Origin of the sequence: Caballeronia sp. J97 (assembly GCF_905220305.1) — a bacterium.
GTDB lineage: Bacteria > Pseudomonadota > Gammaproteobacteria > Burkholderiales > Burkholderiaceae > Caballeronia.
Genome location: NZ_CAJMZL010000022.1, coordinates 17,710 through 32,164 on the forward strand (window position 1 = coordinate 17,710; position 14,455 = coordinate 32,164).

Sequence of the window (14,455 nt, forward strand, 5' to 3'; positions counted from 1 at the left end):
GCATTCACCGATGAACTACACGATTTCGACGGAACCTGACGCGCGTTTGCGCATCGATAAATGGCTCTGGGCCGCCCGTTTCTTCAAGACGCGGTCGCTCGCGAGCGATGCGGTGGAGAAGGGCCGCGTCAAGATCGGCGGAGCGAACGTGAAGCCGTCGAAGGACGTGCGCGTCGGCGATATCGTCGAGATCGATATCGAGCGGCTCGTCTGGCAGGTCGAAGTGCTCGGGCTGTGCGATGTGCGCGGCCCCGCGACGGTCGCGCAAACCCTATACACGGAAACGGAGGAGGGCCGCGCCAAACGCTTGGCCGAGGCCGAGCGCCGCAAGACCTTCCGCGAGCCCGCTGCCGGCATGCAGGGCAGGCCGACGAAGCGCGACCGGCGGACTATCGACAAATTTTCTCGTTCGGATTGAAGTAGCTTTCGATGGTTGCGTGAACGCCGCCGTACTCCGTGTTACGGTCGGTCACGACGCCGGACATGCAGATGGTGGTCGTTCCCGCGACGAGTACCAGGGCGACCACCGCGATAGCAAAGGTCAGTTTCATGGTATCCCCGGAGAGCGGGTTGTCCGGTCAGAAGACGGCCGGTTCAGGAAACGGGCAAGGGCTGAAAGCGGATTGAAGCATTTCGTAGGATTAGGGTAAACGTGCGTCCTGCGGTGCTTGTTTGCAGTGTAGGCGACACAGGGCTTCCCCTCAATCTTAAAATTGCGCGGTGCGGCGATGTGTGTATTACCGGCCATTGCCGCGTCACCCGCGCGCTGAAATTAGTCCGAAAAATTCGACGTGAAGGCTTGAAATGGCCTTCGATGCCCCAATTTCCGCCGCTAGTGCGAAAAAGCCGACTGAACCGAACGTCCGGTCGTTTTCGCAACCGATTCAACTCACAGCAATACATATTCAGCGACATGGAAAACACGCAAGAGAATTCAGCGAGCCAGAACCCGACGCCCGCCGACGATAACGCGCGCCAGGCCGCAGACACGACCAACGCTGCTGCTCAGGCGCCGCAAGGCGCGCCCGCCGACGCGGCCGCCGCGCCGCAAACCGCGCCGAACGAGGCCGAGACTGCGCTTGCAGACGCGCAGGCCACGATCGCCGCGCTCAAGGAAGACTTCCTGCGCGCCAAGGCCGAGACGGAAAACGTGCGCCGCCGCAGCCAGGAGGATGTCGCGAAGGCGCATAAATTCGCCATCGAGAATTTCGCGGAAAACCTGCTGCCGGTGCTCGACAGCCTCGAAGCCGCGCTCGCCGACCAGTCGACAGATCTCACCAAGGTTCGCGAGGGTGTCGAACTCACGCTGCGTCAGTTGACCGGTGCGCTGGAAAAGGGCCGCGTGATCGCGGTGAATCCGGTCGGCGAGAAATTCGATCCGCATCGCCATCAGGCCATCTCGATGGTCCCGGCCGAGCAGGATCCGAACACCGTCGTATCGGTGCTGCAGAAGGGATATGTGATCGCCGACCGCGTGCTGCGTCCGGCGCTCGTGACCGTCGCGGCGCCGAAGTAACGCGTTTCGCGGTCAGCGTGCCAGTTCGCGCGCTCGTCGGCGGCCTTATGCGTCGCGGCGCGCCGGCCGGCGAACAAAAAAAGTTATAGACCGCATCGATTGAAGGGTCTTGAAATCGAAACTGGCGCTCTTATCTTGCGTACAGGTATGAATTTTGGGCGTTCGGCCCGGTAAATCGGCAAAAGCCGGCGTCAGGCACGACACACCGCCCGCCGCAACGCCACTGCGATCAAAGCTAGGAGAGTATAAAAAATGGGCAAAATCATCGGTATCGACCTGGGCACCACGAACTCGTGCGTGGCGCTGATGGAAGGCAATCAGGTCAAGGTCATCGAGAACTCGGAAGGCGCGCGCACCACGCCGTCGATCATCGCTTACATGGATGACAACGAGATCCTCGTCGGCGCGCCTGCCAAGCGCCAGTCGGTCACCAATCCGAAGAACACGCTGTACGCGGTCAAGCGCCTGATCGGCCGCCGCTTCGACGAAAAGGAAGTGCAGAAGGACATCAACCTGATGCCCTACAAGATCGTCAAGCACGACAACGGCGACGCATGGGTCGAAGCGCACGGCAAGAACCTCGCGCCGTCGCAGGTTTCGGCCGAAGTGCTGCGCAAGATGAAGAAGACCGCCGAAGATTACCTCGGCGAGCCGGTGACGGAGGCCGTCATCACGGTTCCGGCGTACTTCAACGACAGCCAGCGTCAGGCAACCAAGGACGCGGGCCGCATCGCCGGTCTGGAAGTGAAGCGCATCATCAATGAGCCGACCGCGGCCGCGCTCGCGTTCGGTCTGGACAAAGCCGAGAAGGGTGACCGCAAGATCGCGGTGTTCGACCTGGGCGGCGGCACGTTCGATATCTCGATCATCGAAATCGCGGATGTGGACGGCGAAATGCAGTTCGAAGTGCTCTCGACGAACGGCGACACGTTCCTCGGCGGCGAAGACTTCGACCAGCGCATCATCGATTACATCATCGGCGAGTTCAAGAAGGAGCAGGGCGTCGATCTGTCGAAAGACGTGCTCGCGCTGCAACGCCTGAAGGAAGCTGCTGAGAAGGCGAAGATCGAACTGTCGTCGACGGCTCAGACCGACATCAACCTGCCGTACATCACGGCCGACGCGTCGGGCCCGAAGCACTTGAACCTCAAGTTCACCCGCGCGAAGCTCGAAGCGCTCGTCGAAGAGCTGATCGAGCGCACGATCGAACCGTGCCGCATCGCCATCAAGGATGCGGGCGTGAAGGTCGGCGATATCGACGACGTGATTCTCGTCGGCGGCATGACGCGTATGCCGAAGGTGCAGGAAAAGGTGAAGGAGTTCTTCGGCAAGGACCCGCGCCGTGACGTGAACCCGGACGAAGCCGTCGCCGTGGGCGCCGCCATTCAGGGTCAGGTTCTGTCGGGCGACCGCAAGGACGTTCTGCTGCTCGACGTGACGCCTCTGTCGCTCGGCATCGAGACGCTCGGCGGCGTGATGACGAAGATGATCAACAAGAACACGACGATCCCGACGAAGCACGCGCAAGTGTATTCGACGGCGGACGACAACCAGGGCGCCGTCACGATCAAGGTGTTCCAGGGCGAGCGCGAAATGGCCGTCGGCAACAAGCTGCTCGGCGAGTTCAACCTCGAAGGCATTCCGCCTGCACCGCGCGGCACGCCGCAGATCGAAGTGACGTTCGACATCGACGCGAACGGCATTCTGCACGTCGGCGCGAAGGACAAGGCGACGGGCAAGGAAAACAAGATCACCATCAAGGCGAACTCGGGTCTGACGGACGCGGAAATCGACAAGATGGTGAAGGACGCCGAAGCCAACGCCGAGGAAGATCACAAGCTGCGTGAACTGGCCGATGCCCGCAACCAGGGCGACGCGCTGGTCCACAGCACGAAGAAGGCGCTCGCCGAGTACGGCGACAAGGTCGACGCTTCGGAAAAGGAAAAGATCGAAGCGGCGCTGAAGGATCTCGAAGACACGCTGAAGAGCAGCTCGAGCGACAAGGCCACGATCGAAGCGAAGGTCGAGGCGCTGGCTCAGGCTTCGCAGAAGCTCGGCGAAAAGATGTACGCCGACATGCAGGCTCAACAGGGTGCGGCGAGCGCGGCCGCCGGTGCGGCAGGCGCGGGCGCTTCGGCGGATGCGGGCGCGAGCCAGCACCACGACGATGTCGTCGACGCAGACTTCAAGGAAGTGAAGAAGGACTAACGCCGAAGCCGGGCGCGTGAGTGGCGACATTCACGCGCCTTTTCGGCTGCATCACCGGGACGCGTTGGCGTCTTATGTGGAACGCGCCTGGCGAGCCTTTCTGGCTCTCCGGGCACGTTGTTTTTAGAGGCGCGTTGCTCAAAGGCGAGGCGCAAAAGGTTTTACGCGCGGGTTGCAACCTATACCCGCGGCATCTGACAGGAACCGTCGCGCTCAAGCGCGGCGGCATCGAACCGACATGGCGAAACGGGATTACTACGACGTTCTGGGCGTCGCGAAGAACGCGAGCGACGACGAGATCAAGAAGGCGTATCGCAAGCTCGCGATGAAGTATCACCCTGACCGCAATCCGGACAACAAGAAGGCGGAAGAGAATTTCAAGGAGGCGAAGGAAGCCTATGAAATGCTCTCCGACCAGCAGAAGCGGGCCGCGTACGATCAGTACGGCCACGCGGGCGTGGATCCGAACATGGCGGGCGCGGGCGCGCAAGGCTTCGGCGGTTTCGCCGATGCCTTCGGCGATATCTTCGGCGACATCTTCGGACAGGCGGGCGGCGGCGGTGCGCGCGGGCGTGGCGGTCCGCAGGTGTATCGCGGCGCGGACCTGCGCTACAGCATGGAGATCACGCTCGAGCAGGCGGCGCACGGCTACGACACGCAGATCCGCGTACCGAGCTGGGTGAACTGCAACGTCTGTCACGGTTCGGGCGCGAAGCCGGGCACGAAGCCCGAAACCTGCCCGACCTGTCACGGTCAGGGCCAGGTGCGCATGTCGCAGGGCTTTTTCAGCATCCAGCAGACGTGTCCGAAGTGTCACGGCAGCGGCAGCTATATCCCCGATCCGTGCGCGAACTGCCACGGCGCGGGCAAGGTGAAGGAAACGAAGACGCTGGAAGTGAAGATTCCGGCTGGCATCGACGACGGCATGCGCATCCGCTCGGCGGGCAACGGCGAGCCGGGCATCAACGGCGGCCCGAGCGGCGACTTGTACGTGGAAATCCACATCAAGCAGCATTCGGTGTTCGAGCGCGACGGCGACGATCTGCATTGCCAGATGCCGATCCCGTTCACGACGGCGGCATTGGGCGGCGAGATCGAAGTGCCGACACTGGCAGGGCGCGCGAGCTTCACGGTGCCCGAAGGCACGCAGTCGGGCAAGACGTTCCGTCTGCGCGGCAAGGGCATCAAGGGCTTGCGTTCGAGCATCGCCGGCGATCTGTACGTGCACGTGCAGGTGGAAACGCCGGTCAAGCTCACGGAACAGCAGCGCGATCTGCTGAAGCAGTTCGAGAAGTCGCTGGAGCAGGGCGGTGCGCGGCATAGTCCGCAAAGCAAGAGCTGGTTCGACCGCGTGAAGAGTTTCTTCGACTGATGCGGTTGGGTGCGTTGTACGTCGTGCGAGCATGACGATGAAAACCGAAGAGTGCAGCGCGGTGTACGCGCTGCTCGACGATTGCGATGCGACCGCCGAAAGGCGGTCGAGTCGTTTGTACACGGACTTCGTGCACGAACGCGTGTGCGAGGATGCACGTGAGCTCGATGCGGTCTGCGCCGCGATCGAGCGCGATCTGCAAGGCGGTTTGCACGCGCTCGTCGTCGCCGATTACGAGTTCGGGCGCAATCTCCAGTTCGGCAAGGTCGGACGCGGTGACGATCACGCGCTGCGCGTGCTCATGTTCCGCGATTGCGCACGCCTGTCGCGCGATGAAGTCGACGCGTGGCTCGCGTCCAAGGGCGATGACCCCACGGCAGGCGTCGCGGGCATCGAACCGAGCGTCACGCGCAATGAATTCGATGCGGCCATCTCCGCCGTGCACGACGCATTGCGCGAAGGCGAGTCGTATCAGATCAACTACACGTATCGGCTGAACTTCGATGTGTTCGGCGCGCCGAGCGCGCTGTATCGGCGTTTGCGTGAACGGCAGGCCGTGCATTACGGCGCGTTCATCGCGTTGCCGGACGGCAGGTCGGTTGTGTCGTGCTCGCCGGAATTGTTCGTCGAGAAGCATGGCGACATGCTGCGCGCGCGGCCGATGAAAGGCACCGCGCCGCGCGACGCCGATCCCGATTCACTGCGGCTCGATCCGAAGAATCGCGCCGAAAACGTAATGATCGTCGACCTGCTGCGCAACGACATGTCGCGCGTGGCGGTCACGGGTTCGGTGAACGTGCCCGCGCTGTTTTCGGTCGAGCCTTATGCATCGGTGTGGCAGATGACTTCGACGATCGAAGCGCGCGTGATTCCCGGCACGCCGTTCGCGGGCATCGTGCGCGCGCTCTTTCCGTGCGGCTCGATTACCGGCGCGCCGAAGTATCGGACGATGCAGCTCATCGACGAGATCGAGAGCACGCCGCGCGGCCTCTACACCGGCGCGATCGGCTGGCTCGATGCGAGCGGCGACTTCTGCATGTCGGTGGCGATTCGCACGCTCGTCATCGATGCCCCCGCGCGGCGGGGCGTGCTCGGCATTGGCGCAGGCATCGTGCTCGATAGCGTCGCCGCCGACGAATACGAGGAGTGTCTGTTGAAAGCGCGCTTCCTGACCAGCATGGATCCGGGCTTCGAGCTGTTCGAAACCTGCTACGCGACGCGCGACGACGGCATTCGCCATTACGCGCGGCACGTCGCGCGAATCAAAGGCAGCGCGGCGTACCTCGGCTTCATGTTCGACGAAGCCTCGTTGAACCAACAAGTCGCCGAACATGTCGCGGGCTTCGAGGTCGGGAAGCCGTATCGGCTGCGCATCGCGCTGGACAAGAGCGGACGCATCACGATGACGAGCGCGCAGCTTGCGCCGTTGCCGTCGGACACGGTGAACGTGCTGCTCGCGTCGGATCGCGGTTTCGCGCCACAAAGCTCCGCCGATCCATTGCTCAGCCACAAGACGACGCGCCGCGCCGACTACGATCGCGCGTGGAAAGCCGCCGAAGCAGAAGGCGCTTTCGACATGCTCTTCGTCAACGAGCGCGGCGAACTCACCGAAGGTGGCCGGTCGAGCGTGTTCGTGAAGCTCGACGGCAAGTGGTTCACGCCGCCCGTCGACGCCGGCGTGCTGCCGGGCGTGATGCGCGCGGTATTGATCGAAGATCTCGGCGCCGCCGAGCGTACGCTCATGCGCGAAGACTTGCTCGAAGCCGAAGACCTGCTCATCAGCAACGCGTTACGCGGCGCGGTCAAGGCCAATCTGAAACGCTGACCGCGCGTCACGACGGCGCGCGGTCAGCGCAACACGATCACCATTCGGCGACGCTGCCGTCCGCGTGCCGCCACACCGGATTGCGCCAGCGATGGCCGACCTTCGCCATTTCGCGCACCTTCTCTTCGTTCACTTCGATACCGAGGCCGGGCCCTTGCGGGATCGACACCATGCCGTCTTCGTACTTGAAGACTTCCGGGTTCCTGATGTAATCGAGCAGGTCGTTGCCCTTGTTGTAGTGAATGCCGAGGCTCTGTTCCTGGATGAACGCGTTGTAGCTGACCGCATCGATCTGCAGGCAGGTTGCGAGCGCAATCGGCCCGAGCGGACAATGCAGCGCGAGCGCGACATCGTAGGCTTCGGCCATCGTCGCGATCTTGCGGCATTCGGTGAGACCGCCCGCGTGCGAGGCGTCCGGCTGAATGATGTCGACGTAGCCGCTCGCGAGAATGTGCTTGAAATCCCAGCGCGAGTAGAGCCGCTCGCCGAGCGCGATCGGCGTGCTCGTCTGGTTGACGATATCGCGCAGCGCTTCGACGTTCTCCGACAGCACCGGTTCTTCGATGAACATCAGCTTGAACGGATCGAGTTCCTTTGCGAGCACCTTGGCCATCGGCTTGTGAACGCGCCCGTGAAAGTCGACGCCGATGCCCACGTTCGGCCCGACCGCCTCGCGCACCGCGCGCACGTTGTCGATCACGCCTTGGACCTTGTCGAACGTATCGATGATCTGCAGCTCTTCCGAGCCGTTCATCTTCACGGCCTTGAAGCCGCGCTCGACCACGGCGCGGGCGTTGTTCGCGACATCGCTCGGACGGTCGCCGCCGATCCACGAATACACCTTGATCCTGTCGCGCACCTGGCCGCCGAGCAGCGCGTGCACCGGCACGCCGTGGTGCTTACCGAGAATGTCCCACAGCGCCTGATCGACGCCCGCGATCGCGCTCATGCCGATGGGCCCGCCGCGATAGAAACCCGAGCGGTACATCACCTGCCACAGGTCTTCGATATGACGCGGGTCGCGGCCGACGAGATAATCGGCGAGCTCATCGACGGCGGCGGCCACCGTATGCGCGCGGCCTTCGACGACCGGCTCGCCCCAGCCGGTGATGCCCTCGTCGGTTTCGATCTTGAGGAAGCACCAGCGCGGCGGAACGATGAAGGTCTCGAGTTTCGTGATTTTCATTGTGCGTCTCCTGAAGGGTTTTACATGGTAGCAAAAAGCCGTCGAGTAGGCATATTAATAGTATTATTTGAATGAAATCGGGATTTACGAAAAATCTGACAAATATCCGATAATCCTGTCCGAACCAACGGGAGAACATCATTCACCGCGATCTGCATGGCCGTGTGACGCACGAACTGGGCATGGCGATTCTGCGAGGCGACTATTCGCCCGGCTCGCCTTTGCCGCGCGAAGCCGAACTGATGGAGCGCTTCGGCGTGAGCCGCACGGTGCTGCGCGAGGCGTTGCGCACGCTCACGTCGAAAGGGCTGATCGAGTCGCGTCCGAAGGTCGGCACGCGGGTGCGCGCACGGGACGCGTGGAATCTGCTGGACGTCGACATGCTCGACTGGTACTCGCGCGTCGCGCCGCCGCTGCAGTTCGCGCTCAAGCTCCAGGAAATGCGCGAGATGATCGAGCCGTACGCCGCCGCGCTCGCCGCCGACAATCATGAGGAACGCTCGCGCGAGCGTCTCACGCGCGCGCATCGGGCGATGGCGGATGCGCAGAACGTCGATGAATGGGTGCGCGCCGATCTCGACTTCCATCTGGGGGTGCTCGCCGCGTGCAGCAACGAATTGCTGATTCCGCTGGGCGCGCTGATCGAGCGCACGCTCGAAGGTCAGTTACGGCTGAACGCGAAGCGCGCCGAGGTGTACAACGCGTCGCTCGCGGAACACACGGCGGTTTTCGATGCGATCGTCGCGCGCGACTCGAACGGCGCGCGCCGCGCGATGGCCGGTCTGCTCGGCGTGACGCGCGGCAGAATCGAAGGCTAAAGCGCGTTCAGCGGAATCTTCAGATAGGTCGTGCCGTTGCCGGCCGCTTCAGGAAACCTGCCCGCGCGGATATTCACCTGGATCGCGGGCAGGATGAGCGTCGGCATGCCGAGGGTCGCATCGCGCGCTTCGCGCATCGCGACGAACTCGTCCTCGGTCTTGCCGCCGCCGACGTGAATGTTGTTCTCACGCTGCTCGCGCACCGTGCTTTGCCACTGCGGACCGCGCGTCTCCGGCGGATAGTCATGACACACGAAAAGCCGCGTATCGGGATCGAGCGCGAGCAGGCGCTGAATCGACCGATACAGCCGGCGCGCGCTGCCGCCCGGAAAATCGCAGCGCGCGGTGCCGACGTCAGGCATGAAGAGCGTGTCGCCGACGAACACGGCATCGCCGATCCGGTACGCCATGTCGGCGGGCGTGTGGCCCGGCACGAACAGCGCGGTCGCTTCGATATCGCCGATCATGAAGCGCTCGCCGTCGGCGAAGAGATGATCGAATTGCGAGCCGTCGAGTTGAAACTCCGGTTCGAGATCGAAGATTTTCTTGAAGACGCCCTGCACCGCGCGGATCGACTCGCCGATGCCTATCTTTCCGCCGAGCATGCGCTTGAGATACGGCGCCGCCGAAAGATGGTCGGCATGCGCGTGCGTCTCCAGAATCCATTCGACGGAAAGGCGCTGCTCGCGCACGAACGCGATGACCGCGTCGGCGGATTTCGTCGACGTGCGCGCGGCTTTCGGATCGTAGTCGAGCACCGGATCGACGATAGCCGCCGCTGAGCCGGCCGCTTCGTGGACGACATACGTCATCGTGCCGGTGTTGATATCGAAGAAGGGCTGAATGATCGCTTGCACGTTGGTTCCCCCGGCTGCCTTGCGGCGCGTTGCCTCGCGTCGGCCTGTGCTTTTGTCGCCCGGATCGATTGGGCGTGTTTGTCAGGATCGCGATACAGTGTAACCCTTTGTGCCGGACCCAATGCGCGGGCCGTCACTTCCCCGAAAGCTCGATCAAGAGGTTCGAATGCCGCACGTCCCGACTTCGCTTGCGTCGTCGTGGGGCGCGTGGGCCGTCTTCGTCAGCGTCCTCGCGACGCAACTCGGCGTGCCGGTCCCCGCCGCGCCGATGCTGATTCTCGCCGGCACGCTCGTCGCCGCCGGCAACGTGCCGTTCTGGCAGATGCTCGCGGCCGCGGTGCTCGCGGTGCTCATCGCCGATTCCTTGTGGTTCACCGCGGGCCGTCTCTACGGCCGGAGCTTCCTCAATTCGCTCGTGCGTTTCTCCCTGTCGATCGATTCCACGCTGCGCACCGCGCGCCGCTGGTTCGAGCGCTTCGGCGTGCCGCTGCTCGCGCTGTCGAAGTTCGTGCCGGGGCTCGGGCTCGTGTCGGCGCCGCTGCTCGGCACCACGCAGATCGAAGTGCGCGTCTTCGTGTTGTGGGATCTGATCGGCGCGACAGCGTGGGCGAGCTTCTGGATGCTCGGCGGCGCGGCGTTGCAGGAACAGATCGCACGGCTCATCGTGCTGGTGCGCGCCAATGGCACGACGCTGATCGATGTGCTCGTGATGGTCGCGCTCGGCTTCCTGCTGTATCGATGGATCCGGCGCGAACAATTTCGTCAGTGGCTCGCGAAGTATCACATCACGCCTGACCAGCTCGACTCGATGATGCGCTCCGGCACGCCGCCCGTGATCTACGACGCGCGGCCGCCGGATATTCGCCGCCGCGAGCCGTATCGCATCGCGGGCGCGATCGCGCTGGATCTCGACTCGCCGAATCGCGTCGATCAGTTGTATGCGGAGCACGAGGTGGTCGTGTATTGCGTGTGCCCGAACGAGGCGACGGCGAAGACCATCGCGCGGCAGTTGCGGGCGAAGGGCTTCAGGCACGTGCGGCCGTTGAAGGGCGGGCTGGATGCGTGGGAGAAGCACGGCTATCCGGTCGAACCGATTCCGGCGGAGCATCTGCACGCCGCGGCCGATCACGATGACATCGATCACGACATGATCACGATCCGGGCGACCGCGCCGGAATGATCTGGCGCCGACGCGGCGGCCGGCTCACGAGCGCGATGCCCGCGAGCATCATCGCCGCGGCGACCATGAAGCGCGCGGTGAAATGCTCGCCGAGCAGGAGCGCGCCGAAGATCGGCGTGAGAAACGAGAACACCGAAAGCCGCGACGCCATATAGCGCGCGAGCAGCCAGAACCACGTCAGATAGCTGATGAGCGCGACGACGATTGCCTGATACGCGAGGCTCGCGATCGCGAGCGGCGACACGGCTTCGACGTGCGTCTGTCCGATGCCGGCCGCGAGCACCAGCGGCAACACCGCCGACGCCGCCAGTTGATGGAACGGCGTCTTGCTCGCGCTCGCATGCGCCGGCGACGACACACGCACGACGACCGTCGTCGTGGCCCAGGCTTGCTCGAATCCCCACGCACGCACAGCGCGATCATCACGATGAAGGTGGTGGCGTCGGGGCGCGGCGCAAGTCGAGGGATGGCCTGTTCATTGGCCGTCGTTCGGGCGTGGCTGGAGCACGCCGATGTGAGGCGCATCGGCATGCATTTGATTTGGAGCGTCGATCGTGCCAGCGAACGGGCCGCGAGAGGGAAAGGTCGGGCGGGGCCGGTGGAAATGCGCAGGTTCACGCGCCGCGACGAATGCGCGGCGCGAAGTCATGCATGAATCAGGAATGCTTTTCGATCAGTTCGACCTTGTAGCCGTCCGGATCTTCGACGAACGCGATCACCGTCGTGCCGCCCTTCACGGGACCGGCCTCGCGCGTGACCTTGCCGCCTGCCTGACGGATGCGCTCGCATGCGTCGGCGGCGTCGTCGACTTCGAGCGCGATGTGGCCGTATGCGGTGCCGAGGTCGTACTTCTCGGTGCCCCAGTTATAGGTCAGCTCGAGCACGCTGTTCTCGCTTTCCGGGCCGTAGCCGACGAACGCGAGCGTGTACTTGTACTCGGTGTTTTCGCTTTGACGCAGCACTTTCATGCCGAGAATGCGCGTGTAGAAATCGATTGAACGCGGCAGGTCGCCGACGCGCAGCATCGTGTGGAGGAGTCGCATGGTGGGGTTCCTGTTTGTGTGTTTGCGAGGGGACAGGAAGGAAATTGTACCGTCGGCGCCTTCCATGCGCTGACGACGCTCAGAGCGCCGGCAGCAAGTCCGGCGGGTGATGTTTGAGCGTATGCCGCGCCTCGCGGAACTCGGGGAAGATCGATTCGACCGTCTGCCAGAAGCGCGGGCTGTGGTTCATCTCGCGCAGATGCGCGAGCTCGTGCGCGACGACGTAATCGATGATCGACATCGGGAAGTGGATCAGCCGCCAGTTCAGGCGGATCTTGCCGTCGCTGGAGCAACTGCCCCAGCGCGTCGCCGCCGACGACAGCGCATATGCGCGATACTCGACCCCGAGCTTCGCCGCATACACCCCGAGCCGCTCGCCGAAGATGCGCTTCGCTTCGCTTTGCAGCCAGCCTTGCACGCGATCCTTGATCTGCTGCGTGTCGGCGAGCGCGGGCATCGCGAGCGAGAGCACGCTGGTTTCGTCGTCGAAAGAAAGCGTGCTCGCAGTCGAACCGAGCGACACGCTGATCGTCTTGCCGAGATACGGAAACTGCGCGCCGTCCTTCCATTCGATGCGCGGCAGCGCGCGCTGCTCGACGCGTGTCTGCCATTCGGTGAGCTTCTTGACGATCCAGTTCTGCTTGTCGAGGATCGCGCTCTCGATGTCCGCGATCGTCACCCAGCGCGGCGCGGTGATCGCGAGCCCGGTGCCGTCGATGCAAAAGCCGATCGTGCGCCGCGACGAACGCCTCAAGCGATACTCGAGCGCGCCCGCCTTGAGCAGGATGCGGCGCAGGCGCACGCCATCGGGCAAGGGCGTCGCGGGAGCAGCGGGCGTGAGGACGGGAACGGGATCGGCGCTCGGGACGTCGCCGCGCAGCGGAGCCGGTCCGTTCGCGGGCGGCGCGCCGGAGTATGCCGGCGCATGCTCGAACGGCAGATCGAGTTGCAGGGTATCGAGCGCGACGGCGGGGCGCTGTCGCGAAGGGGCTTTCTGCATCGGCTCGGCTTTGCGCTCACGGCGCAGGAATGACGAGAAGAACGAGTAGGGCACGCCGCGGCTCGATTCGAACGCCGCCGCGTCAGCGGCCCGCGCCCGCGGCGCCGGCTTCACCCGGCTGTGCGTTCGGCGCAGCGTAAGCGTGCGGATCGATGCGGCGCATTTCCGTCTCGATCCAGCTTTCGACGCGCGCGTTCACTTCCTCGGGCGTAAGGCCGGCCGTATCGATCGGCTTGCCGACCGACACCGTGACTATACCCGGATATTTGATGAAGGAATTGCGTGGCCAGACATGACCGGCGTTATGCGCGATCGGCACGACCGGCGCGCCGGTTGCGACTGCGAAGCGCGCGCCGCCCGTCTTATACTTGCCCTGGCTGCCAACGCGCGTGCGCGTGCCTTCGGGAAACATGATGACCCACGCGCCTTCGTCCATGCGCGCGCGGCCCTGGCGCGTGACCGAGACGAACGCGTCGCGGCCCTGCTTGCGATCGATATGCACCATTTTCAGGAGTCCGAGCGCCCAGCCGAAGAACGGCACGTAGAGCAGCTCGCGCTTGAACACGTAGCACAGCGGCCGCGGCATCAGCGCCGGAAACGCGAGCGTCTCCCAGGCGGACTGATGTTTCGACAGCAGCACGGCGGGACCATTCGGCAGGTTCTCCATGCCTTCGATCGCGTAGCGGATGCCGATCAGATGCCGCAGCACGACGATCGTCGACTTGCACCAGCCGGCCGCCATCCAGTAACGCCTGTCGGCGCGCATGAACGGAAATGCAATGAAGCAGGCGATCGCGTACGGCACCGTGTACACGATGAAGTAAAGCATCAGCAGCAACGAACGGATGAAGCGCATGGAGTCTCGGTGTTACTGGGCCGCCGGGCGGTCCTGATGCCGCGCGAGAAAGTCGAGCGCGAATGCGCGCAAGTCTTTGTGAACGACGGTGCCTTCGGGCAACTGCCCTTCCTGGAGCGTCTTTTCGCCCTTGCCGGTGAGCACGAGATGCACCGGAAAGCCGAGCGCCGCGCCCGCCTGAAGATCGCGCAGCGAATCGCCGACGACCGGCGTGTCCTCGGGATCGATCTCGAAGCGGTCGATGATCTGCTGCAACATGCCGGGCCTCGGCTTTCTGCAGTCGCACTGATCTTCCGCCGTGTGCGGGCAGAAGAACACCGCGTCGATACGTCCGCCGACGGCCGCGACCGCGCGATTCATCTTCTGATGCATCGCGTTCAGCGCGGCCATGTCGAAGAGGCCGCGCCCGATGCCCGACTGATTCGACGCGATCGCCACGCGATAGCCCGACTGATTCAGTCGCGCGATGGCTTCGAGGCTGCCGGGAATGGCGACCCATTCGTCCGGCGACTTGATGAACGCATCGGAATCGACGTTGATCACGCCGTCGCGATCGAGGATAACCAGTTTGCGGTTCATGACCATGGCGGCGCT

General features: G+C 63.8%; 14 protein-coding genes and 1 pseudogene. 7 read left to right on the forward strand and 8 right to left on the reverse strand.

All coding sequences use genetic code 11. From position 1 onward, the window contains the following. Nucleotides 1–10: 10 nt before the first annotated feature. On the forward strand, nt 11–418 hold the full coding sequence (locus tag U4Y90_RS24350) for an RNA-binding S4 domain-containing protein (RefSeq protein ID WP_321798375.1): 408 nt from the start codon (nt 11–13) through the stop codon (nt 416–418). Here the strand turns inward: U4Y90_RS24350 and U4Y90_RS24355 are convergent. After that, complete coding sequence (locus U4Y90_RS24355; RefSeq protein ID WP_181291003.1) at nt 390–551, reverse strand: hypothetical protein; 162 nt, start codon at nt 549–551, stop codon at nt 390–392. The genes U4Y90_RS24350 and U4Y90_RS24355 overlap by 29 nt on opposite strands. 362 nt (nt 552–913) lie before the next feature. Between U4Y90_RS24355 and grpE the strand changes: the two genes are divergently transcribed. The 4 genes from grpE to pabB all read left to right on the forward strand — a co-directional run bounded on the left by grpE (nt 914) and on the right by pabB (nt 6,921). After that, the gene (gene grpE / locus U4Y90_RS24360; protein WP_321798500.1) at nt 914–1,516 is read left to right on the forward strand and encodes a nucleotide exchange factor GrpE; all 603 of its coding nucleotides are present in this window, start codon (nt 914–916) and stop codon (nt 1,514–1,516) included. A gap of 252 nt (nt 1,517–1,768) precedes the next feature. Beyond that, the gene (gene dnaK / locus U4Y90_RS24365) at nt 1,769–3,724 is read left to right on the forward strand and encodes a molecular chaperone DnaK (RefSeq protein WP_321798378.1); all 1,956 of its coding nucleotides are present in this window, start codon (nt 1,769–1,771) and stop codon (nt 3,722–3,724) included. A gap of 238 nt (nt 3,725–3,962) precedes the next feature. After that, complete coding sequence (gene dnaJ / locus U4Y90_RS24370; RefSeq protein WP_321798379.1) at nt 3,963–5,096, forward strand: molecular chaperone DnaJ; 1,134 nt, start codon at nt 3,963–3,965, stop codon at nt 5,094–5,096. Between the two features lie 31 nt (nt 5,097–5,127). Beyond that, nucleotides 5,128–6,921: an aminodeoxychorismate synthase component I gene (pabB, locus tag U4Y90_RS24375; RefSeq protein ID WP_321798380.1), complete on the forward strand. Its 1,794-nt coding sequence runs from the start codon at nt 5,128–5,130 to the stop codon at nt 6,919–6,921. Nucleotides 6,922–6,958: 37 nt separating this feature from the next. On the opposite strand, the gene dgoD is transcribed toward pabB, so the two are convergent. Then, nucleotides 6,959–8,107 carry a galactonate dehydratase gene (dgoD, locus tag U4Y90_RS24380; protein ID WP_321798382.1) on the reverse strand — a complete coding sequence of 383 codons (1,149 nt, stop codon included), beginning with the start codon at nt 8,105–8,107 and terminating at the stop codon, nt 6,959–6,961. 140 nt (nt 8,108–8,247) lie between these two features. Between dgoD and U4Y90_RS24385 the strand changes: the two genes are divergently transcribed. Further along, nucleotides 8,248–8,925, forward strand: a complete 678-nt coding sequence (locus U4Y90_RS24385; protein WP_321798501.1) for a FadR/GntR family transcriptional regulator — start codon at nt 8,248–8,250, stop codon at nt 8,923–8,925. Here the strand turns inward: U4Y90_RS24385 and U4Y90_RS24390 are convergent. Next, nucleotides 8,922–9,782, reverse strand: a complete 861-nt coding sequence (locus tag U4Y90_RS24390; RefSeq protein WP_321798383.1) for an MBL fold metallo-hydrolase — start codon at nt 9,780–9,782, stop codon at nt 8,922–8,924. The two genes, U4Y90_RS24385 and U4Y90_RS24390, sit on opposite strands and share 4 nt — an antisense overlap. A gap of 166 nt (nt 9,783–9,948) precedes the next feature. Between U4Y90_RS24390 and U4Y90_RS24395 the strand changes: the two genes are divergently transcribed. Continuing rightward, nucleotides 9,949–10,962: a DedA family protein/thiosulfate sulfurtransferase GlpE gene (locus U4Y90_RS24395; protein ID WP_321798385.1), complete on the forward strand. Its 1,014-nt coding sequence runs from the start codon at nt 9,949–9,951 to the stop codon at nt 10,960–10,962. Here the strand turns inward: U4Y90_RS24395 and U4Y90_RS24400 are convergent. The 5 genes and pseudogenes from U4Y90_RS24400 to gmhB form a co-directional block, all read right to left on the reverse strand. Next, nucleotides 10,934–11,350, reverse strand: a pseudogene (locus U4Y90_RS24400) (EamA family transporter); the annotation flags it as partial. The gene U4Y90_RS24395 and the pseudogene U4Y90_RS24400 sit on opposite strands and share 29 nt — an antisense overlap. Before the next feature lie 268 nt (nt 11,351–11,618). Further along, the gene (gene gloA, locus U4Y90_RS24405; RefSeq protein ID WP_321798387.1) at nt 11,619–12,005 is read right to left on the reverse strand and encodes a lactoylglutathione lyase; all 387 of its coding nucleotides are present in this window, start codon (nt 12,003–12,005) and stop codon (nt 11,619–11,621) included. A 79-nt stretch (nt 12,006–12,084) separates the two neighbouring features. Further along, nucleotides 12,085–13,005, reverse strand: coding sequence for a SprT family zinc-dependent metalloprotease (locus U4Y90_RS24410; protein ID WP_321798502.1), 921 nt, complete (start codon nt 13,003–13,005; stop codon nt 12,085–12,087). An 82-nt stretch (nt 13,006–13,087) separates the two neighbouring features. Then, nucleotides 13,088–13,861, reverse strand: coding sequence for a lysophospholipid acyltransferase family protein (locus tag U4Y90_RS24415; RefSeq protein ID WP_321798388.1), 774 nt, complete (start codon nt 13,859–13,861; stop codon nt 13,088–13,090). 12 nt (nt 13,862–13,873) lie between these two features. Further along, nucleotides 13,874–14,446, reverse strand: coding sequence for a D-glycero-beta-D-manno-heptose 1,7-bisphosphate 7-phosphatase (gene gmhB / locus U4Y90_RS24420; protein WP_321798389.1), 573 nt, complete (start codon nt 14,444–14,446; stop codon nt 13,874–13,876). Between the last annotated feature and the right edge of the window lie 9 nt (nt 14,447–14,455).

What these genes read in the sequence shown, in the direction of transcription:
- gloA (WP_321798387.1), bottom strand. Translation starts at nt 12,005, where the DNA reads ATGCGACTCCTCCACACGATGCTGCGCGTCGGCGACCTGCCGCGTTCA.
- grpE (WP_321798500.1), top strand. Translation starts at nt 914, where the DNA reads ATGGAAAACACGCAAGAGAATTCAGCGAGCCAGAACCCGACGCCCGCC.
- dnaK (WP_321798378.1), top strand. Translation starts at nt 1,769, where the DNA reads ATGGGCAAAATCATCGGTATCGACCTGGGCACCACGAACTCGTGCGTG.
- U4Y90_RS24355 (WP_181291003.1), bottom strand. Translation starts at nt 551, where the DNA reads ATGAAACTGACCTTTGCTATCGCGGTGGTCGCCCTGGTACTCGTCGCG.
- U4Y90_RS24395 (WP_321798385.1), top strand. Translation starts at nt 9,949, where the DNA reads ATGCCGCACGTCCCGACTTCGCTTGCGTCGTCGTGGGGCGCGTGGGCC.
- U4Y90_RS24410 (WP_321798502.1), bottom strand. Translation starts at nt 13,005, where the DNA reads ATGCAGAAAGCCCCTTCGCGACAGCGCCCCGCCGTCGCGCTCGATACC.
- dgoD (WP_321798382.1), bottom strand. Translation starts at nt 8,107, where the DNA reads ATGAAAATCACGAAACTCGAGACCTTCATCGTTCCGCCGCGCTGGTGC.
- dnaJ (WP_321798379.1), top strand. Translation starts at nt 3,963, where the DNA reads ATGGCGAAACGGGATTACTACGACGTTCTGGGCGTCGCGAAGAACGCG.
- gmhB (WP_321798389.1), bottom strand. Translation starts at nt 14,446, where the DNA reads ATGGTCATGAACCGCAAACTGGTTATCCTCGATCGCGACGGCGTGATC.
- pabB (WP_321798380.1), top strand. Translation starts at nt 5,128, where the DNA reads ATGACGATGAAAACCGAAGAGTGCAGCGCGGTGTACGCGCTGCTCGAC.
- U4Y90_RS24415 (WP_321798388.1), bottom strand. Translation starts at nt 13,861, where the DNA reads ATGCGCTTCATCCGTTCGTTGCTGCTGATGCTTTACTTCATCGTGTAC.
- U4Y90_RS24350 (WP_321798375.1), top strand. Translation starts at nt 11, where the DNA reads ATGAACTACACGATTTCGACGGAACCTGACGCGCGTTTGCGCATCGAT.